The sequence below is a fragment of the Vibrio atypicus genome, assembly GCF_009811315.1.
Lineage (GTDB): Bacteria > Pseudomonadota > Gammaproteobacteria > Enterobacterales > Vibrionaceae > Vibrio > Vibrio atypicus.
This window is the reverse complement of the sequence record NZ_BLID01000008.1, coordinates 192,501-212,433: the sequence shown is the minus strand read 5'-3', so window position 1 is coordinate 212,433 and position 19,933 is coordinate 192,501. Positions and strand designations below refer to the sequence as shown.

Sequence of the window (19,933 nt, the reverse complement as noted above, 5' to 3'; positions counted from 1 at the left end):
GTTTGCCACTATCTTTGGTTATTCAGCAGTTTTGTCCGCTGGGATTTCTAGTTCTTCAATAGTGTGGTGATGGTTAGTGAACACACAAATATCACCTGCAATAGTCAGTGATTTTTCTGCGATGTCACGTGCATCTAATTCTGTATTTTCAAGTAGCGCTGTCGCTGCAGCTTGTGCAAAGTTACCACCAGAACCAATCGCAATCAGATCGTTTTCTGGCTGAACCACATCACCGTTACCCGTGATGATAAGTGATGCCGTTTCGTCAGCAACCGCAAGCAAGGCTTCTAACTTACGTAGTGCGCGATCACTGCGCCAATCTTTCGCAAGCTCTACCGCTGCTTTAGTTAAATGACCTTGGTGCATTTGCAGTTTGCTCTCAAACTTTTCAAACAAGGTGAAAGCGTCTGCTGTACCACCAGCAAAGCCAGCCAGTACTTTATTGTTGTAGAGGCGACGCACTTTGCGCGCATTGCCCTTCATTACTGTGTTACCCAGAGATACTTGTCCATCACCAGCGATGACGACTTTGTTATTTCGACGTACAGATACAATGGTAGTCACGAGTAGGGCCTCATAGTTATTTTAATCTCAGTGTTAAAAGTATATGAGGTTATAGATAGAGGAATTCAAGGGAATGGAGCAGAGATAGAAACGAAAAACGAACCCCGAAAGGTTCGTTTTGTTATTCTTATTGCGTTTCTTTCCAAATCGCACAAGGTTCAATCTTGGCACGTTGCAGTTTATGTTTATCTCGCTCTGCATCACGCTTAAATTTGTAAGGTCCTAGTACCACGCGATACCAGCTGCTGCCCTCTTTCTTGCGGATTTTGCTCTTTATTCCTTGGAAAGCGATATCAAGCTTACGTGCTTCAGCTTGCTGCGCATTTTTGTACGCGCCACACTGCATCACATAAGGAATCTCGGAAACCACTTGCTCTTTTGCCTTCACCTCTATTTCACGGCTTGGCAAGGTATCGACGTAATCCCACTTCTCTTCCGGTGGCGGTGGTAAGGTCGCTTTAGGCTTTGGTTTCGGTTTTGGCTTGGTTTCAACAACTGGCGCTGGTGGTTCAGGATCATTGCTCAACGTATATAGACCGTAGCCAAATACGCCGACTAATAGGATTGCAATCAATCCACTGCGCCATGGTTTTCTTCGAGGAGCTGCTTTTTTACTTGCAGGTTTTCGCCCGCTGTTCCCTCGACCACGTTTTACATAATCTCTGTTTGCCACTGTTGTACATCAATTGTTTATTACTACTGACAACATGTTAATCCAGATTAGCATTCGATGACAGCGCTGAAATGGAAGCGGCGCATCAAAATGCGCCGCTTATATCACTAAACTAAAGAACTCTCGGTGGTGCAGCACTCTCACGCACAACCAGTTTTGTTTCGAGTAAGCGCGAACCCGCTCTTACGTCATGTCCACGCAATAACTCCAACATCATTAGCATCGCTTGACGACCAATCTCATAGCGAGGCTGAGAAATCGTTGTTAACGGTGGATCGCAGTATTGGGCAAACTGAATATCATCAAAACCAACCACAGAAAGATCTTGGGGAACACGTAAACCAAGCTTCTTCGCCTCTTGGATAGCACCAATCGACATCGCATCGTTATGACAGAAAACAGCGGTTGGTGGCTCAGACAGTGACAACAACTGACGAATCGCTTTTGCGCCCGATTCGAATGTAAAGTCACCATAAGTGCAATAATTTGGATTCATCGTGATTCCCGCACGGCGCAACGCCTGCTGATAACCTTGATGTCGGAATTGACACAGTGTAGCTGTCTCTGGACCTGAAATCTGTGCCACACGTTTGTGCCCCATTTGAGTCAGGTAATTCACCGCTTCAAATGCCGATGTTAAGTTATCGATATGAACAGTAGGCAGCTCAAGTTCAGGTGCGAATTCACATGCCATAACCATAGGTGGTAGGTTTTTCTGTTCTGGTTTACTCACATCAAATGGCAAGTCCGTGCCAAGTAATAGCATACCGTCAGCTTGCTTAGTAAAGACAAGGTTTACAAAAGAGCTTTCACGCTTTTTCTGCTGACCGCTGTCACCAAGTAACACAATATAACCATGCTCCATTGCAGCATCTTCAATACCACGAATGATCTCTGTGTAATACGGGTCACAGATATCAGGAATAATCGCAATGATGGTTTTAGATTCATTCCGACGCAGGTTGCGCGCCAAAGAGTTTGGTGAATATCCAGCTTCTAGCACAGCATCTTCAACTCGCTTCCTAGTTGCGGAAGATACCTTTTCTGGGTTCATCAGCGCTCTTGAAACCGTCGCCGTCGAAACTCCTGCTAGCTGGGCAACATCCTTCATTGTCGCCATAAAATTTTACCCTCTTCAATTTCTAAAATTGGTAGCGGTTGTGCCACCTAAACCTTGCTGAACGATACACCTTGCGAAAACGGCAAAATGTATGTTGGTGATGGGCTATTACCCATTCTTATCGTCCATCTGCGCTAAGCAAACGTTTAACCTACTACAATCAAATACTTCGATTAAAGTAATACTTGGACTAGTTTATTCATTTCAGAACACAAAGTTACGGGAGATTTAACAAAACGGACAGGGCAAACTAGATCTCAATCACAAATAAATGAAAAAAGTGCAACTCATTAATTATTTGTAACAGTCAAACTAGCCAAAATTAACAGACTAGCGCTCCGTTTGGTTAATTATTAGCTTAAGTCTTGCGGTTCAATATCGAGCGTCCAGCGAACTTTTTTTGCACTCGGGAGCAATTGAATTGCAGGCTTTGCGCTAGATAACAAACGCTGCATCGTTGAGCGATTTTGTGTTTGTAGTAACAACTGCCAGCGATATTTACCGGCTCGTTTCGCAAGAGGCGCTGGCGTCGGGCCTAATACCTGACAGTAATTATCAAACAGTGGGTGGGCTTCCAGTGTATGACGCACTTGGCGCAGGAAGTCTTCTACGTGATCACTATTATTCGCTTCAGCCCGGAAAAGAGTCAAAAATGAGAAAGGCGGCAGCATCGCCATTTTTCGTTCTTGTAATGCGGTTTCTGCAAAGTCACGGTAGCTTTTCGTCAGTAGCGCTTCAAGCAAGCTATGTTCTGGATGGTGAGTTTGAAGCACCACCTCACCCGGCTTACTCGCGCGACCAGCACGGCCCGCGACTTGGATAAACAACTGAGCTAAACGTTCAGAAGCGCGAAAGTCACTGCTGTATAGCGAGCCATCGACATCAAGCAGCCCCACCAGCGTCACATCAGGAAAATGGTGCCCCTTAGCCAACATCTGGGTGCCGATAAGAATCTGGTATTCCCCGTTACGAATCGAGGCTAAGGCGCTCTCTAAGCTGCCTTTTCGACGAGTGCTATCGCGATCAATACGAATGGTTTTGTATTCAGGAAACAGATCCGCCAACTGGTTTTCAAGTTGCTCGGTGCCAACTCCAACCGTCACTAGGTGGCTAGAACCGCACCCTTGGCACTGATGAATGGTTGGCTGCTGTGATCCGCAATGGTGGCAGCGAATCTCATTGCTGTACTGATGGTAAGTATAATAGGCATCGCAACGTTTACATTCTGCAATCCAACCACATTCATGACACATCAAGGCCGGAGAGAAGCCGCGACGATTGAGGAACAACATCACCTGGTTACCCGCCTGAAGGTGCTTGCGCATTTCAGCAATTAAAGGCGAAGAAAGTCCACTCTCTAAATACAACCCTTTAATATCGAGCACTTTGTTGGTAGTGGGCGTCGCATTACCCGCTCGTTTGGATAAGACGAGATGATGATATTTACCTGAAAGCGCATTATGTAGAGTTTCCAATGCTGGCGTCGCAGAACCAAGCACTATTGGTATCTGCTCTTTATTAGCACGCATGACCGCCACGTCACGCGCATGGTATCGCAGGCTATCTTGCTGCTTATAAGAGGCGTCATGCTCTTCATCAACAATAATTATACCCAGATCATGGAAGGGCGTGAGCAGCGCCGAACGCGTACCAATGACGATACCTGCAGCGTTATCTCGCGCAGAAAGCCAAGCATTGAGGCGTTCGGTGTCATTGAGCCCGGAGTGAATCACTTCAACAGGCACATTAAAACGCTTCTTAAATCGGTTGATGGTCTGCGGAGTTAAGCCAATCTCAGGGACCAAGACTAAAGCTTGTCTTCCCTTCTCCAATACTGGCTTTATGAGATTCAAATAGACTTCGGTTTTACCTGAACCAGTAACCCCTTCAAGAAGAAAGCAACCAAACTCTAGGGTACTATTAACGGTAGCAATGGCAACAGCTTGCTCAGTATTGAGTTTAGGTTTATCGACTTGCGCTTCAACATCTTGGCTCCAATCGCGAACCACTGGCTTCTTCTCTAGCGATTCAATCCAACCTTTCTCAGCCAAGGTTTTAAGGACACTGGAGCTAATCTCTTGATCGACAAACTCTTGATGCGGAACGGATCCCGCTTCCAACATATACATCACCTTGGCCTGCTTCACCGCGCGTCCAAAACCTTGCATCAATTGATCTTTGCCACTTGCAGTCAGCTGCCATTCCACGAGCGCTGAAAAGTCAGCGGGCTTTCCTTTACGTAAGGCGCTTGGCATGGCATTCATCAAAGTATCGCCAAGCGGATATTGATAAAACTGGCTGCACCAAAGTAATAGAGAGTAAAGCGAATCAGGCCATACCGGTTGGCTATCAAGAACTTGCTTGATGGGTTTTAGCTTATCGAAATCAAACTCAGACTGGTTGACTAAAGCCGTCACAATCCCAACTAATGTCTGACGACCAAACGGCACAGAAACCCTACCTCCTATAATAGGAAAAAGGTGTCCAGGAATCTGATAATCAAACTGTTTATCAAGTGGAACAGGTAAAGCCACTCGAGCAATCGTTGGTCGCATACAAGCCATAAGGAAGTAAAAAAAGGAACCCAACTAGTCTAAGGGAAAAGGACCAAAGTAGAAAGAGAGCCCTGAGCCTTGCTAGATTTTGCCATGTCAATGCCGTCTCGATTTGCTATATGACGATAAGGACTAAATCAGGCTAAAAAAGTAGCAACTTTCTTGGTAAATTGGTTGATCCTAGCTCAGGTATTCATTACTATATCGCGCCTTAGTGATATGGCTCGCCTCCGGGCAGCGGTATCCAAGATAATTTTTTATTAACTACGTGTGGTGTCCGGCTTAGACTCGGATAGCGACACGGCCCATATTTGAGGTTCTCCCATGAAAACTGGTATCCACCCAGAATACAAAGCAATCAAAGCTACTTGTTCTTGCGGTAACTCTTTCGAGTTCAACTCAACTCTAGCTAAAGATTCTATCCACCTAGACGTATGTGACAAATGTCACCCATTCTACACTGGTAAGCAACGCATCGTAGATACAGGCGGCCGTGTTGATCGCTTCAACAAGCGTTTCGGTGCTCTTTCAAGCAAGAAGTAATTTCTTCGACTTGATTGGAAAAAAGGACGCTAAGGCGTCCTTTTTTGTTATTTCTATTTTACGCTTCGAACTAACCCTATAAGAATAGGGGATTATTTTCACCAAACCGACATTTGCCAGCTATATCTCTTTTCATCTGGTCTTATCTCCAGTCATTTCCCACTTTTTGGCGTCGTGGGTCGCATTCTGACCTTTGCAGCTTGACTTAGTTACTCTAGAATGGATTTCCCCTTTCCATATTATTATTAACGAGTACCTACACCTATGTCAGACGACAACCACCAAGAATTATCCCCTGAAGAGCAATTCCGTCAGCAAGCTCTTGATTATCACGCGTACCCAACTCCGGGGAAAATTTCTGTTGAGCTCACTAAATCAGCAGAAACCGCTAATGATCTTGCCCTAGCATACAGCCCAGGTGTTGCGGAGCCAGTCCGTGAAATCGCGCAAAACCCAGACAATGCTTATAAGTACACATCTAAAGGCAACATGGTCGCGGTTATTTCTAACGGTACAGCTATTCTTGGTCTTGGTAACTTAGGTCCTCTTGCTTCTAAGCCAGTAATGGAAGGTAAGTCACTGCTATTCAAACGTTTCGCTGGTCTTGATTCCATCGATATTGAAGTGAAACACCGCACAATCGAAGAGTTTGTCGATACCGTTGCGAACATCGCAGATACCTTTGGTGGTATCAACTTAGAAGACATCAAAGCACCTGACTGTTTTGAGATCGAAAAACAACTGATTGAACGCTGTGATGTCCCAGTCTTCCACGATGACCAACACGGCACAGCCATTGTTACTGCAGCGGGTATGTTGAATGCCATTGAACTGCAAGGTAAAAAGCTAGAAGAAGCGACCATCGTTTGTTTAGGCGCAGGCGCAGCAGCCGTTGCGTGTATGGAACTGTTAATCAAGTGTGGTGCAATGCGTGAGAAGATCTACATGCTTGACCGCAAAGGGGTAATTCATACACGTCGTGATGATCTGAACGAATACAAACAGCTGTTCGCGAACAACACTGACAAACGTACTCTAGAAGACGTTATCGAAGGTGCGGATCTCTTCTTAGGTGTATCTGGCCCTAACCTACTGCAAGCTGAGTCACTTAAGTTGATGGCAGACAAGCCTGTTGTATTCGCGTGTTCAAACCCAGATCCAGAAATCAAACCTGAACTTGCTCATGAAGTGCGTGACGACCTTATCATGGGTACAGGTCGCTCTGATTACCCTAACCAGGTGAACAACGTTCTTTGTTTCCCATTCATTTTCCGCGGTGCATTGGATGTTCGCGCAAGTGAAATCAATGACGAAATGAAACTGGCGGCGGTTGATGCGATCCGTCAACTAGCAAAAGAAGAAGTGCCTGCAGAAGTACTGAAAGCTGCAGGCGTTGAAAGTCTAGCGTTTGGTCCTGGTTACATTATTCCTAAGCCAATGGATCCACGTCTACTTCCTCGCGTTGCAAAAGCCGTAGCTCAAGCAGCAGTCGATTCTGGTGTTGCTCGCATCGAGATGCCAGAAGGCTACATGGAAGCGTAATCTTTCCTAAGCACAATAAAAAAGCCACTGATCTCATCAGCGGCTTTTTTGTTTCTGTAGCTATCGGCTTCAGCGAATAAAATGGTGCGTTGATTACCTAAATGATCATCTAGGCCAATTATTGTTATTCTTCGTCGAACGCTTCGTATTCAATACCCATCTCTTCCATCAACTTTTTCACTTCTGCTGGAATATCGTCAGGGCGATCTTTACGTAAATCTTCATCCGTTGGCAGAGGTTGCCCGGTATAAGCATGCAAAAACGCTTCACACAATAGCTCGCTGTTTGTTGCATGGCGAAGGTTATTAATCTGACGGCGTGTACGCTCATCTGTTAATACCTTTAATACTTTCAATGGAATAGAAACAGTAATCTTCTTTACTTGTTCGCTTTTCTTTCCATGTTCAGCGTATGGGCTTATGTATTCGCCATTCCAGTCTGCCATTGCGCACCTTTTATAATTCATCGTGATTAAATCCAGAATCCGTAATTTTAGCGGCATTTATGGCCACAAGCAAAGACATATAGACGTCTAGAAGTGTTGACGTCTCAAAAAATGAGAAGTAAAGTGGGCAGATATGGAGAAGGAATAACATATATCTAACATCAAACAGGTATAAACTATTCCCTACAAGTTGTCATCACTGTTCGAAAGGAAACACTTATGAGCGCCCGTAAGCCAGCCACCATCGCAGTACGTACTGGTATTGAATCAGACACTCAACACCATGCTGTTGTTCCACCAATTTACCTCTCGACAAACTATGGCTTTCCAGCTTTTGGTGAAGTGCCTAAGTATGATTACACGCGCTCCGGCAACCCAAACCGTGGATTGCTTGAAACCGCTCTGTTTGAATTAGAATCAGGTAAAGGTGCGGTGGTGACAAACTGTGGTACCTCTGCGCTCAACTTATGGGTTTCTGCATTTTTGGGCCCTAACGACCTCATTGTTGCGCCTCACGATTGCTATGGTGGCACATATCGTCTGTTTAACACTCGCTCACAAAAAGGCGATTTCAAAGTGCTGTTTGTCGATCAATCAGATTCACAAGCACTGGCAGACGCTATCGCTCTAAAACCAAAACTGATCCTGCTTGAAACCCCATCAAACCCACTTGTTCGCGTGGTCGACATCGCAGAAGTGTGTCAGCAAGCGAAACAAGTTGGCGCATTAGTGGCTGTCGACAATACCTTTTTGACTCCTGTGTTCCAGAAGCCTCTCGAACTTGGCGCCGACTTTGTTATTCACTCCACCACCAAATACATTAACGGCCACTCAGACGTTATCGGCGGTGTAGTGATCACTAAAACCGAAGAGCATGCTGAGGAGCTCGCTTGGTGGGGTAACTGCATTGGTGCGACGGGAACACCTTTCGACAGTTACATGACACTAAGAGGCATCCGCACTTTAGGCGCTCGTATGAAAGTGCACGAAGAGAGCTCAGCTCAAATTCTGAAGTTCTTACAGCAACAAGAACTGGTTGGCACGATTTACCACCCAAGTTTGCCTGAGCACCCAGGACACGAGATTGCGAAAAAGCAGCAGTCTGGCTTTGGCTCTATGCTCAGCTTTGAGTTCGCAGGAAGCTTTGAGCAGCTCAAATTCTTTGTCGGCAAACTTGAACTCTTTTCTCTTGCGGAATCACTAGGTGGCGTAGAAAGCCTTATTTGTCACCCTGCCTCTATGACTCACAGAGCTATGGGTGAAGAAGCATTAGCCGAGGCAGGCGTAACCCATCAGCTTCTTCGTTTATCTGTCGGTCTAGAAGATGCAGATGACTTGATTGCAGACTTAGAACAAGCCTTTGCTCAGACTAAGGAGGCTTGCTAATGACAATCTCGCGCCAACTGCATAAATTTGGAGGTAGCAGCTTAGCGGATCCTGAGTGCTATCGCCGAGTGGTGAACATCCTCAAAGAATACTCAGGCAGTGATGACCTGATTGTTGTCTCTGCGGCAGGGAAAACCACAAACCGTTTGATCGAATTCTTAGATGCGTTAAACAAAGATGGTCGCCTTGCTCATGAAGCTTTGCAAACACTGCGTCAGTTTCAAACCTCTCTGGTCGAAGAGTTGATTATTGGAGATAAGCAAACCAATTTACTCGCGCAACTCAATGATGAGTTTGCCACTTTGGGTGAGCTTACTGCTCCACTGACTGAAACAGAAAAAGCAGCCGTACTTGGGCATGGCGAAATTTGGTCATCGCGCTTATTAGCCGCTCTGCTAAACCAAAGCGATTTGCAGGCCGTGGCTCAAGATGCTCGCGCTTTTCTTCGCGCAGAAGCATCGACTCAGCCAGAAGTCGATCGCGGTGTTTCCTACCCTTTAATCAAAGAAGTGCTTGCCCAACATACGCATCATCGAGTCGTGATCACAGGATTCATGGCGCAAGATAGCCAAGGTCATACGGTTCTACTAGGTCGTAATGGTTCTGACTACTCGGCTACTGTCATTGGCGCGTTGGCAGAAGTGAGTCGAGTCACTATTTGGAGTGATGTGGCAGGGGTATACAGCGCAGACCCACGCTTAGTGTCAGATGCTTGTCTATTGCCGCTACTTCGATTAGATGAAGCCAGCGAATTGGCACGTTTAGCCGCCCCAGTTTTACACAGCCGAACATTGCAACCTGTTGCTCAAAGCGCGATGGACCTGCATTTACGTTGTAGCTATGAGCCTGAGTCTGGTTCAACACGTATCGAACGTGTACTGGCATCGGGCCGCGGGGCAAAAATCATCTCTTCCCTTGATGAAGTACTGCTCATCCAACTGAATTTCAATGCAGGGCATGATTTCCAAAGACTAGAGAAAGAAGTGCTAGCCGGCCTGAAGCGCGCTCAACTCGAACCGCTGACCTATGAAGTGCAAGATGATCAACACTGCTTGCGCTTGGCCTACACAGCGGAAATTGCTGGCGGCGCTTTAGAGTATTTACAAGATGCTGCCATCGACGCGGAGATTAAACTCAAAGAGGGCTATTCTTTGGTTGCAGCTGTCGGAGCGGGCGTAACGAAAAATGCCAACCATTGCTATGGCTTCTATCAAAAACTCAAATCTTCACCGATTGAATTTATCTCAGAATCACAATCAGGGCTGAGTCTAGTTGCGGTATTACGCCGCACGGAAACCTCTTCGTTAGTTAAAGCGATTCACAGCCAGTTATTCCAAGCTCAAAAGCGCGTTGGTATTGCGTTATGTGGTAAAGGCAACATCGGTTCAAGCTGGCTTGAGCTGTTTGCTGAACAGAAATCTGAACTGGAGAAACGACGCGGCATGAACTTCGAGCTTGTCGCAGTAGTTGATAGCCAAACCTATTGGTTCAACCCAGAAGGTATCGATGCGACATTGGTCAGTAGCCATTTTGATGAAGAAGCGATTGAGCATGAAACCGGAGAATGGATTCGCAAACTGGGCGCCATTCAAGGCTATGACGATGTTGTGGTACTTGATGTTACTGCAAGTAAGGACTTAGCCGCTCAATACCTACAAATCGCTGAGCAAGGCATGCACCTTATTTCAGCCAATAAAGTCGCAGGTTCTGCATCTAGCGAGTACTACCATCAAGTACAAGATGCCTTTGCCAAAATAAACCGCCACTGGCTTTACAATGCAACTGTCGGTGCAGGGCTACCTATCAACCACACAGTGCGCGATTTACGTGAAAGTGGTGACGACATTCAAGCGCTGTCTGGAATCTTCTCTGGGACGCTCTCATGGCTTTTCCAGCAATATGATGGTTCTGTTCCTTTTGCGGAATTAGTCGACCTAGCATGGCAACAAGGTTTAACTGAACCCGATCCACGTAATGATCTCGACGGCTCTGATGTGATGCGTAAATTAGTTATCTTGGCGCGAGAAGCTGGTTTACATATTGAGCCAGAGGCAGTCAAAGTGGAAAGCCTAGTACCAAAAGAGCTTGCAGAACTTTCTTTGGATGACTTCTTAGACAAAAGCCAACTGTTAAGTGAACTATTGGCAGAACGCCTAGAAAAAGCGCAGCGCGAAGAGAAAGTTCTACGCTACGTCGCAAGATTGGAAAAAGATGGCAAAGCAACAGTAGGCGTTGAAGCGCTAAGCAAAGAACACGCCTTGGCTAACCTTCTACCTTGTGACAATATCTTTGCCATTGAGAGTAAGTGGTACAAAGACAACCCGTTGGTTATCCGCGGTCCAGGGGCAGGAAGAGAGGTCACATCGGGGGCGATTCAATCCGACCTGAACTTACTCTCTAGCTTTCTTTAATCTTAATAGGCAGCCTCTTTAGGTTGCCTGTTTTCTTTTCGGCTGATGAGTCTAAACCCTATAAAGCATTGCCAACACACAAACTTTAATCCTCTTCATGATCAACTTGAATAAAATTCATAATCACACTGTTGACATTAAATCGTATTCAATACATTCTGTGGACATATAGACGTCTAAACGTCAATTCAAGGATTAGCAATTTGTGGGCAGAGTTGCCACAGGGAGAGTAAGATGGGATACACACACGCAAGTCACATAGACGCTTTAAACCAAAATATCGCTGAACTTTCTGACAACATCAATGTGTCATTTGAATTCTTTCCGCCAAGTAGTGAAAAGATGGAAGAGACACTTTGGAACTCTGTACACCGCCTAAAGACCCTTAAACCTAAGTTTGTCTCTGTTACGTATGGTGCTAACTCTGGTGAGCGTGACCGTACTCACTCCATCATCAAAGAGATCAAAGCTGAAACCGGCCTAGTCGCTGCGCCGCACTTAACTTGTATTGATGCGAGCCGTGAAGAACTCATCCAAATTGCTGATGACTACTGGAACAATGGCATTGAAAGTATTGTTGCTCTGCGTGGTGACATTCCACCGGGCGGCGGCAAACCAGAAATGTACGCCTCTGATTTGGTAGAACTACTGAAAGGACGCCATGACTTTGACATCTCAGTTGCGGCCTTCCCTGAAGTTCACCCAGAAGCAAAAAGTGCGCAATCAGACTTACTGAACCTAAAGCGTAAAGTAGATGCCGGCGCAAACCGTGCTATTACTCAGTTTTTCTTCGATGTGGAAAGCTACTTACGTTTTCGTGACCGTTGTGTGGCAGCCGGTATTGATGTGGAAATTGTTCCGGGAATTTTACCGGTTTCAAACTTCAAGCAAGCTTCGCGCTTTGCTGCACAAAACAACGTAAAAGTACCAAGCTGGATGGCAAAACAGTTTGAAGGCCTAGATGATGATCCAACCACACGTCAATTGGTGGGGGCAAGTCAGGCAATCGACCTAATTCGCGTTCTTGGCCGTGAAGGTGTGAAAGACTTCCACTTCTACACACTTAACCGTGCAGAGATGACTTACGCACTGTGTCACACGCTTGGTGTACGTCCTGGCGCGTAGAACGCCCTTCGTCCTTGAATTAATAACTTGATCAAAAAAGGTTGGCTCAGGCCAACCTTTTTCATTTTTATGCTCAGCACTGGGTGGCTTATAAGCTCACACCAATGTTGCTGATACCTTCTTCTTTCAGTTCAGCACGCAAGTCTTTGATCAAGTCAATGTCGCGCTCTTCGGCGTCTTTCAATGGGCGGAAAATCGCCCACTGTACATCCCACTCTTCACAAACCGCTTCATTTTCTTTTTGATTCTCATTCGTGATCTCTTCGCCTGTCTGCGCTTCTTCAAGTTGCGCGACTGTCATCACTGACTGCTGGCTCAGCTTCTGCATGTTTTCATACAGGTAATCACGATCGAGCAGACCATGGATCAACGTAGAAAGAGCAACACAAGCATCAATCGCTGGGTAAACACCGTAAAAGTCAAAATCTTCAGAGCTTGGAATGATCTCTTCTAGCTTTTCTAATTGACGCTCAAAGTTCACCTTGGCTGTCTTTACCGTTAGCTGCTCCCAAATACTATCTAGGATATCGCGGAAAACTCGCGCTTCTGCAAACTGAGTCGTTTGGCAAAATACAGCATAGTTTGGGTACATGCGTTCACATAGACACGCCATAAAGGTAATCTGTTTCCAGGGTTCAAACTTCTCCAGACGAAGTTGAAGAGGATTCTGTAGCATAGCGACTCATCGGTTGCGGAAATAAACAGCGAAAGTGTACTTGATAACCAGCAGGGAAAAAAGCATCGCCTATGAACAATTTCACTCATAAAGCATTTATTCTTACCGAAGATGATAGCAAATACCAAACACTGCTCGAGCAGGCAAACCTACCCGAGCTGGAAATCACCACAGACAAACAGCAAACGACGATATTACTCGCCTCACCACCAATGGCTGCAAACTGTTTAGATCAGTTCCCCAACCTTGAGTGGATTCAATCTGTTTACGCTGGAGTCGATGCGTTAACGCCGCATCTAGAAAACTATTACGGCGAACTGACCAACGTGAAGGGTATCTTCGGCCAACAAATCTCAGAGTATGTTCTTGGCTACTTAATTCAAAACCAACGTCATTTCAGGCACTACCAAGAGCAACAACGGCAAGCGAACTGGCGACCAATTCCTTACCAATCACTCAATAGCTTAAAGATGGTCATTCTGGGTACGGGTTCGATTGGCAGTTATCTTGCCACTACCGCTAAAGCATTTGGTATTCATGTTTCAGGCGTAAACCGCAGTGGTATTCCCGCCAAGCACTCTACGTTTGATATGACTTACCACATTCAAGAATTGCACACAGCTTTCTCCCAGGCGGATGTCATCGTTAATACCTTGCCAAATACAACTGAAACTGCAGGTATATTGAACCTCGATAACTTAAGTCATTGTCACCAAACCATACTGTTCAATGTCGGTCGGGGAAGCGCGCTGAATGAGCAAGATCTACTAGAAGCCATCAATAACAACTGGATCAGCCATGCTTATCTTGATGTCTTTGAAAGTGAACCATTAAACAAAGAACACCCATTCTGGCACCATCCTGATATCACGGTGACACCACACATCGCCGCCCTGAGCTTCCCTGAACAAGTCGTCGAGATTTTTATTGAAAATTATCAGCGCTGGCGTGATGGGTTTGGTTTGATCAATCAGGTTGATGTAAATAAGGGCTATTAAGTTTGAGAAACAACCGATAAATGAAGTGAGTAAGAAAATGAGCAGATTGAATGAAATACTCGACCAAGCAAGAAATTGTCGAACTTGCGAATCTCACTTAGAGCAGGGTTGTAACCCGGTCATTCAAGCCCATGAATCTGCCAAGTTACTCATTATAGGCCAAGCACCAGGATTAAAAGTTCACCAAACCTCAATACCTTGGAATGACCCAAGCGGTGATAGGCTGCGAGATTGGCTGCAATTGGATAAAGAACAGTTTTACGATAGCAGCCAAATTGCCATTGTTCCGATGGGACTATGCTATCCGGGGAAAGGAAAAAGTGGTGATTTACCACCAAGAAAAGAGTGCGCACCACAATGGCATAAACCAGTGTTAGAACAACTGCCCAATGTCGGGATGACTCTACTTATTGGCCAATATGCGCAAAGCTACTACTTACAAGACAAACCAAAGACTCTAACCGAAACCGTAAAAGAGTGGCATCGCTGGGCACCAACATATTTGCCGCTGCCTCACCCTTCTCCGAGAAATACTTTATGGTTAAAGAAGAACCTTTGGTTTGAGAATGAGGTCGTTCCTTACATTAGGCGCTACGTTCATCAGCAACTTAAAAACTAAAAAAGCTCCCAAGGGAGCTTTTCATTCAGCATTCAAAAGTAGCTAGAACTTAGTCCGAACCAAACAAATCGCGTGTGTAAACCTTATCCGCGACATCAACCAGCTCTTCAGCCATACGATTCGAGACAATCACATCTGATTGAGCTTTAAAGGCTTCTAAATCACGAACGACTTCTGAGTGAAAAAATTCCTCTTCTTCTAACACAGGTTCGAACACAATCACCGTAATACCTTTCGCTTTCAGGCGCTTCATGATGCCTTGAATCGAAGATGCGCGGAAGTTGTCAGAACCCGCTTTCATGATCAAACGGTAAATACCTACCACTTTAGGATCGCGCTTCATAATTGATTCCGCGACGAAGTCTTTACGAGTACGGTTAGCATCAACAATCGCACCAATAATATTGTTTGGCACTGCCTGATAATTGGCTAATAGCTGTTTGGTATCTTTCGGTAAGCAGTAGCCACCATAACCAAATGACGGGTTGTTATAGTGATTGCCAATTCGCGGGTCTAAACCTACCCCTTCTATGATTTGACGGCTGTCTAATCCATGCGCTTCCGCATACGAATCAAGCTCATTAAAATAAGCCACTCGCATGGCTAGGTAAGTGTTTGAGAACAGCTTAACCGCTTCCGCTTCTGTCGAGTTAGTTAGCAACACATCAATGTTCTGCTTTTCTGCCCCTTCAACCAATAAGTCAGCAAACTCTTTCGCTCGCTCACTCTGCTCGCCAACAATAATGCGTGACGGGTGTAGGTTGTCATACAGCGCTTTACCTTCACGCAGAAACTCTGGCGAGAAGATAATGTTTTCACAGTTCAGCTCTTGCTTCACGCGCTCAGTATAACCAACAGGTACAGTAGACTTAATCACCATCACCGCTTGAGGGTTAACGGCCAAAACATCTTTGATAACAGATTCAACAGATGAAGTATTGAAGTAGTTAGTCACTGGATCATAATCCGTCGGAGTAGCAATCACAACGAAACGAGCACCTTCGTAAGCAAGCTGCTTATCTGTGGTCGCAATGAAATCAATATCTTTATTGGCTAAAAAGTCTTCAATTTCAGTATCAACAATAGGCGAAACCATGTTATTGAGAAGTTCTACTTTTTTCTCAATGACGTCTAGCGCCACTACCTGGTGGTTTTGCGCTAATAACATCGCGTTAGAAAGACCAACGTAACCTGTACCTGCTACTGCAATTTTCACTACTAACCTCGTTACTCTTACAGAATATAATTAATTGCCGTACCTATATTAGCACCAACTCTATAATGGAGCGAGAAACAGCACGAAATCAACTTTGTCACCTTTATTTCCATAAAAAACGGAGACCGAAGTCTCCGCTTTTCAAGCAATTAGATAGCTTAGTGAATGATGATTACATCATACCGCCCATGCCACCCATACCGCCCATGCCACCCATATCAGGCATTGCTGGAGCAGAGTCTTGAGGCTTATCAGTCACCATCGCTTCTGTTGTGATCATAAGACCTGCAACCGATGCCGCGAACTGCAGTGCTGAGCGAGTAACTTTCGTTGGGTCAAGGATACCCATTTCAATCATGTCACCGTATTCACCCGTTGCAGCGTTGTAACCGTAGTTACCTTCGCCTGCGCGAACGTTGTTAGCAACGACTGACTCTTCATCGCCTGCGTTCTTAGTGATTTGACGAATTGGCGCCTCCATCGCACGTAGAGCAACTCGGATACCAACATTCTGCTCTTCATTGTCACCTTCAAGATTAGCCACTTTAGATGCAGCGCGGATGAGTGCTACACCACCACCAGCAACGACACCTTCTTCAACTGCAGCGCGAGTTGCGTGAAGTGCGTCTTCTACGCGGTCTTTCTTCTCTTTCATTTCAACTTCAGTTGCTGCACCAACTTTAATAACTGCAACACCGCCCGCTAGTTTAGCTACGCGCTCTTGAAGTTTTTCTTTGTCGTAATCTGAAGTTGCATCTTCGATTTGTTGACGGATTTGAGAAACACGACCTTGGATCATCGCTTCTTCACCCGCCCCATCAATGATGGTTGAGTTTTCTTTTGTGATAGTCACACGCTTAGCTTGACCTAGGTCTTCTAGCGTCACTTTCTCTAGATCTAGACCGATCTCTTCAGAGATAACCGTACCGCCAGTTAGGATAGCGATGTCTTGAAGCATTGCTTTACGACGGTCACCGAAACCAGGTGCTTTAACAGCTGCAACTTTCACGATGCCGCGCATGTTGTTCACAACTAGCGTTGCTAGCGCTTCGCCTTCTACATCTTCAGCGATGATTAGAAGTGGACGAGATGCCTTAGCAACCGCTTCTAGAGTAGGAAGAAGTTCACGGATGTTTGATACTTTCTTGTCGATTAGAAGAATGAATGGGCTTTCTAGATCAACAGAACCTGCTTCTTGGTTGTTGATGAAGTATGGCGATAGGTAACCGCGGTCGAACTGCATACCTTCAACTACATCTAGCTCATCTTGTAGAGCCTGACCTTCTTCAACTGTGATAACGCCATCACGGCCTACTTTTTCCATCGCTTCAGCAATGATGTTACCCACTGTTGAGTCAGAGTTTGCAGAGATAGTACCTACCTGAGCAATTGCTTTAGTGTCTTTACACTCAACCGATAGACCTTTTAGCTCTTCAACTGCAGCAAGTACCGCTTTATCGATACCGCGCTTCAGATCCATTGGGTTCATACCTGCAGCGACTGCTTTTAGGCCTTCAGTGATGATAGCTTGTGCAAGTACTGTTGCTGTCGTTGTACCGTCACCCGCAGCGTCGTTTGCTTGAGACGCTACTTCTTTCACCATTTGTGCGCCCATGTTTTGGAACTTGTCTTCAAGCTCAATTTCACGTGCAACAGAAACACCATCTTTAGTGATGGTTGGTGCGCCAAATGATTTGTCTAGTACTACGTTGCGACCTTTAGGGCCCAAAGTTACTTTTACTGCGTCAGCCAGAACGTTTACACCTTCTAGCATTTTAATGCGTGCGTCATTACCAAATTTAACGTCTTTAGCAGCCATCTTTATTTCCTTTAAATTCTTTATTCGTTCGCTATTTCTAGGATCAACTGTTGCTATTACTCAACGATCGCCATAATGTCGTTTTCAGACATAACTAGCACTTCTTTGCCGTCGATTTTTTCAGTCTTTGTGCCGTAACCTTCAGCGAAGATCACTGTGTCACCCACTTTTACGTCCAACGGTAGCACGGTACCGTTTTCTAGGATGCGGCCTTTACCTACAGCTAGAACAACACCACGAGTAGATTTCTCTGCAGCTGAACCAGTTAGCACGATGCCACCAGCAGACTTAGATTCAACTTCTTGACGTTCTACGATAACTCGGTCGTGTAATGGACGAATATTCATCGGTCGACTCTCCTGAAAATTTCCATGATAGATTTGATAAATGGCTTTCAAAGCCTTGTGGTATCTATATGAGGGATGGATTAAGTAAACCCAAGGGGAAAGGAAAGATTTTTTGTGATCGACATCAGAGAAGCGGGGGATACTAGTGCTGCCTCGTTATTTCGAATCTGACGCTGTCGCAGTTGGTTGGAGATTCCTGAAAGATCGCGTCTCGCTTCTGGAATGGCGGAGCAAGCAATAAGGGTGGCAGGAAAATCAACTCTAGCGCCAACTATCAAAGGGAATAATTTCTGCACTCTCCTTTTCTGTTTGACTACTGTCTTGCTCAAGCACATCTTGAAACTTGACCATTTGTGATACCAATTCACGCATCAATAACACATTTGCTTGGTTCGGATTTTTGCAAGTTCCAACCACACGATCGATATGGCTTTGCTGAGCCCAAAGTCTATCTTGCATTTCATCAGAGGCAGACAAAATCAACTCTTCACACATATCCTGCTTAAACTGACGAAATGCCTCAGGGTTTTGCTGCGCTAACTCAACTAACTCATCAAAAGATGGAAGAGTTTGGGTAACTAGTGGTGAGCTCATGTTGCCTCCTCAACGTTGATGCATTTATCAACAGAATATCTAAATGATAGATGAGGAAGCAGAAGTTAACGAACAGAGTTAAGGACTTCTCATAAATAAGACGAGCAATTTATCACTCAATAATTAACTCTCAACTTGTGAAAACTTACTAACACGAGAGTGGATCACATACATCAAGCTACAATAGCTACCAAACAAGACTAAAAATAACTGGAATGAAACGGATTCGGCCACGTCATAAACATCTAGCGCGATTCCAAAAAAAGCGATTGCAGTCGCAAACACCGCGACAACAAACAAAACCACTTTCGAAGGCATGCCACTGGCAATGAGTATATGATGGATATGAGTTCTATCGGCATCAAATGGAGATTTTCCTTTCAACATCCTTCTAAACATAACTAATGTCATATCCATCAATGGCAAGGCAATCACCCACAAAGCAGTGACAGGGTTCATCGAAACAGTAGTTTGGTTGAGTAAGGGCATATCTTGAGTGGCAAAAACAAGCATCCAAATAATCGTAAACCCGACCAAAAAACTCCCTGCATCCCCCATGAAAACTTTCAGATTAGACCTTACTTTTAAAGCTAAGTTAAAGAAAACGTAAGGCAGCATGGCAATAATAAACAGTGCACAAAAAACACTAACCTTAATGTGACCTGCTAACCAAAACATATACCCTAAACTTGCAATTGCAACAGCGGCCAAAGCGCCTAATAACCCATCAATGCCATCCATCATATTGAATGCAGTCACACAACCAATCACAGCTGCCATCGTAAAGGGCAAAGCCCAAAAGCCTAGAGAGACCTCTCCGCTTCCCAACAAATCACCTAACTCGCTCAAAGCGATTCCCTCAGCTAAGACGAGCCAAGCAGAGATCGCCGCAATGACCACGAGTCGAGCCATCGCACTAATATCCAGTTTGTCGTCAATCAAACCGACAAAAACAAGTAACGTCGCCAAGGATGTATATTCAAGTTGAAAAACGATCAGATCGGGTAGTAAAAATTCAATCATCCAAACGCCAAGGAGCGTAGAGATACCCCCAACTAAAGGAATGTGCCCATTATGAGATTTTCTCTGGCAAGGTACGTCGACAAGGTTGTGACGAATAGCTAGTGGTCGCAATACGGACAGAGAGATAAAAGAAGTGGCAAAGACTACAAAAGCCGTAAACATCATGTCCATATAATGAAATTTGAAACCTGCGAGGAAAAGAATGATCAGTGTTGATTTAAGAGTACGGTATAAATCAAATACACTCCAATAAAAAAGCGGCACCGTGTGCCGCTTT

The 19,933-nt window shown here is 45.2% G+C and carries 18 protein-coding genes; 7 read left to right on the top strand and 11 right to left on the bottom strand.

Annotated elements, in window-relative coordinates; all coding sequences use genetic code 11:
- Nucleotides 1-18: 18 nt before the first annotated feature.
- From hslV to priA, 4 genes are all read right to left on the bottom strand, one after another.
- Nucleotides 19-564 carry an ATP-dependent protease subunit HslV gene (gene hslV / locus GVO60_RS17110; RefSeq protein ID WP_159656183.1) on the bottom strand — a complete coding sequence of 182 codons (546 nt, stop codon included), beginning with the start codon at nt 562-564 and terminating at the stop codon, nt 19-21.
- A gap of 127 nt (nt 565-691) precedes the next feature.
- Nucleotides 692-1,237, bottom strand: coding sequence for a cell division protein FtsN (gene ftsN, locus GVO60_RS17105; RefSeq protein WP_159656181.1), 546 nt, complete (start codon nt 1,235-1,237; stop codon nt 692-694).
- Between the two features lie 112 nt (nt 1,238-1,349).
- Entirely contained in the window at nt 1,350-2,357 is a 1,008-nt protein-coding gene (gene cytR, locus GVO60_RS17100) for a DNA-binding transcriptional regulator CytR (RefSeq protein ID WP_159656179.1), read from the bottom strand.
- A gap of 353 nt (nt 2,358-2,710) precedes the next feature.
- Nucleotides 2,711-4,912, bottom strand: a complete 2,202-nt coding sequence (gene priA / locus GVO60_RS17095; RefSeq protein WP_159656177.1) for a primosomal protein N' — start codon at nt 4,910-4,912, stop codon at nt 2,711-2,713.
- Between the two features lie 324 nt (nt 4,913-5,236).
- On the opposite strand from priA, the gene rpmE reads away from it, so the two are divergent.
- Both rpmE and GVO60_RS17085 read left to right on the top strand, forming a co-directional pair.
- The gene (gene rpmE, locus GVO60_RS17090; RefSeq protein WP_053410189.1) at nt 5,237-5,455 is read left to right on the top strand and encodes a 50S ribosomal protein L31; all 219 of its coding nucleotides are present in this window, start codon (nt 5,237-5,239) and stop codon (nt 5,453-5,455) included.
- 264 nt (nt 5,456-5,719) lie between these two features.
- Nucleotides 5,720-6,997 carry a malic enzyme-like NAD(P)-binding protein gene (locus tag GVO60_RS17085; RefSeq protein ID WP_159656175.1) on the top strand — a complete coding sequence of 426 codons (1,278 nt, stop codon included), beginning with the start codon at nt 5,720-5,722 and terminating at the stop codon, nt 6,995-6,997.
- A gap of 124 nt (nt 6,998-7,121) precedes the next feature.
- Here GVO60_RS17085 and metJ read toward each other — a convergent pair whose 3' ends face one another.
- Nucleotides 7,122-7,442, bottom strand: a complete 321-nt coding sequence (gene metJ, locus GVO60_RS17080; RefSeq protein ID WP_038141179.1) for a met regulon transcriptional regulator MetJ — start codon at nt 7,440-7,442, stop codon at nt 7,122-7,124.
- Nucleotides 7,443-7,661: 219 nt separating this feature from the next.
- On the opposite strand from metJ, the gene GVO60_RS17075 reads away from it, so the two are divergent.
- The 3 genes from GVO60_RS17075 to metF all read left to right on the top strand — a co-directional run bounded on the left by GVO60_RS17075 (nt 7,662) and on the right by metF (nt 12,364).
- Nucleotides 7,662-8,828 carry an O-succinylhomoserine (thiol)-lyase gene (locus GVO60_RS17075; RefSeq protein ID WP_159656173.1) on the top strand — a complete coding sequence of 389 codons (1,167 nt, stop codon included), beginning with the start codon at nt 7,662-7,664 and terminating at the stop codon, nt 8,826-8,828.
- Complete coding sequence (locus GVO60_RS17070) at nt 8,828-11,239, top strand: bifunctional aspartate kinase/homoserine dehydrogenase II (RefSeq protein WP_159656171.1); 2,412 nt, start codon at nt 8,828-8,830, stop codon at nt 11,237-11,239. Before GVO60_RS17075 ends, GVO60_RS17070 begins: the two co-directional genes overlap by 1 nt.
- A gap of 234 nt (nt 11,240-11,473) precedes the next feature.
- Nucleotides 11,474-12,364, top strand: a complete 891-nt coding sequence (metF, locus tag GVO60_RS17065) for a methylenetetrahydrofolate reductase (protein ID WP_159656169.1) — start codon at nt 11,474-11,476, stop codon at nt 12,362-12,364.
- Between the two features lie 88 nt (nt 12,365-12,452).
- Here the strand turns inward: metF and GVO60_RS17060 are convergent, their stop codons facing one another.
- Nucleotides 12,453-13,040: a YjaG family protein gene (locus GVO60_RS17060; RefSeq protein ID WP_159656167.1), complete on the bottom strand. Its 588-nt coding sequence runs from the start codon at nt 13,038-13,040 to the stop codon at nt 12,453-12,455.
- Nucleotides 13,041-13,111: 71 nt separating this feature from the next.
- On the opposite strand from GVO60_RS17060, the gene GVO60_RS17055 reads away from it, so the two are divergent.
- Together GVO60_RS17055 and GVO60_RS17050 are read left to right on the top strand one after the other, a co-directional pair.
- Nucleotides 13,112-14,038 (top strand): D-2-hydroxyacid dehydrogenase, encoded by a 927-nt coding sequence (locus tag GVO60_RS17055; protein ID WP_159656165.1) that lies wholly within the window; start codon nt 13,112-13,114, stop codon nt 14,036-14,038.
- Between the two features lie 37 nt (nt 14,039-14,075).
- Entirely contained in the window at nt 14,076-14,657 is a 582-nt protein-coding gene (locus GVO60_RS17050; RefSeq protein ID WP_159656163.1) for a uracil-DNA glycosylase family protein, read from the top strand.
- 49 nt (nt 14,658-14,706) lie between these two features.
- On the opposite strand, the gene GVO60_RS17045 is transcribed toward GVO60_RS17050, so the two are convergent.
- The 5 genes from GVO60_RS17045 to wecA form a co-directional block, all read right to left on the bottom strand.
- A complete protein-coding gene (locus GVO60_RS17045) occupies nt 14,707-15,873 on the bottom strand; it encodes a nucleotide sugar dehydrogenase (protein ID WP_159656161.1) in 1,167 nt (388 codons plus the stop codon).
- 172 nt (nt 15,874-16,045) lie between these two features.
- A complete protein-coding gene (gene groL, locus GVO60_RS17040) occupies nt 16,046-17,692 on the bottom strand; it encodes a chaperonin GroEL (RefSeq protein ID WP_159656159.1) in 1,647 nt (548 codons plus the stop codon).
- A 56-nt stretch (nt 17,693-17,748) separates the two neighbouring features.
- The gene (locus tag GVO60_RS17035) at nt 17,749-18,039 is read right to left on the bottom strand and encodes a co-chaperone GroES (protein ID WP_004410737.1); all 291 of its coding nucleotides are present in this window, start codon (nt 18,037-18,039) and stop codon (nt 17,749-17,751) included.
- 261 nt (nt 18,040-18,300) lie between these two features.
- Entirely contained in the window at nt 18,301-18,633 is a 333-nt protein-coding gene (locus tag GVO60_RS17030; protein WP_159656157.1) for a DUF3135 domain-containing protein, read from the bottom strand.
- Nucleotides 18,634-18,756: 123 nt separating this feature from the next.
- Nucleotides 18,757-19,920, bottom strand: a complete 1,164-nt coding sequence (gene wecA, locus GVO60_RS17025; RefSeq protein WP_159656155.1) for a UDP-N-acetylglucosamine--undecaprenyl-phosphate N-acetylglucosaminephosphotransferase — start codon at nt 19,918-19,920, stop codon at nt 18,757-18,759.
- Nucleotides 19,921-19,933 lie beyond the last annotated feature (13 nt).

Excerpts from the sequence above, each read along its gene's own strand:
- cytR (WP_159656179.1), bottom strand. The coding sequence starts at position 2,357 with ATGGCGACAATGAAGGATGTTGCCCAGCTAGCAGGAGTTTCGACGGCG.
- priA (WP_159656177.1), bottom strand. The coding sequence starts at position 4,912 with ATGCGACCAACGATTGCTCGAGTGGCTTTACCTGTTCCACTTGATAAA.
- rpmE (WP_053410189.1), top strand. The coding sequence starts at position 5,237 with ATGAAAACTGGTATCCACCCAGAATACAAAGCAATCAAAGCTACTTGT.
- GVO60_RS17085 (WP_159656175.1), top strand. The coding sequence starts at position 5,720 with ATGTCAGACGACAACCACCAAGAATTATCCCCTGAAGAGCAATTCCGT.
- metJ (WP_038141179.1), bottom strand. The coding sequence starts at position 7,442 with ATGGCAGACTGGAATGGCGAATACATAAGCCCATACGCTGAACATGGA.
- GVO60_RS17075 (WP_159656173.1), top strand. The coding sequence starts at position 7,662 with ATGAGCGCCCGTAAGCCAGCCACCATCGCAGTACGTACTGGTATTGAA.
- GVO60_RS17070 (WP_159656171.1), top strand. The coding sequence starts at position 8,828 with ATGACAATCTCGCGCCAACTGCATAAATTTGGAGGTAGCAGCTTAGCG.
- metF (WP_159656169.1), top strand. The coding sequence starts at position 11,474 with ATGGGATACACACACGCAAGTCACATAGACGCTTTAAACCAAAATATC.
- GVO60_RS17060 (WP_159656167.1), bottom strand. The coding sequence starts at position 13,040 with ATGCTACAGAATCCTCTTCAACTTCGTCTGGAGAAGTTTGAACCCTGG.
- GVO60_RS17055 (WP_159656165.1), top strand. The coding sequence starts at position 13,112 with ATGAACAATTTCACTCATAAAGCATTTATTCTTACCGAAGATGATAGC.
- GVO60_RS17050 (WP_159656163.1), top strand. The coding sequence starts at position 14,076 with ATGAGCAGATTGAATGAAATACTCGACCAAGCAAGAAATTGTCGAACT.
- groL (WP_159656159.1), bottom strand. The coding sequence starts at position 17,692 with ATGGCTGCTAAAGACGTTAAATTTGGTAATGACGCACGCATTAAAATG.
- GVO60_RS17035 (WP_004410737.1), bottom strand. The coding sequence starts at position 18,039 with ATGAATATTCGTCCATTACACGACCGAGTTATCGTAGAACGTCAAGAA.
- GVO60_RS17030 (WP_159656157.1), bottom strand. The coding sequence starts at position 18,633 with ATGAGCTCACCACTAGTTACCCAAACTCTTCCATCTTTTGATGAGTTA.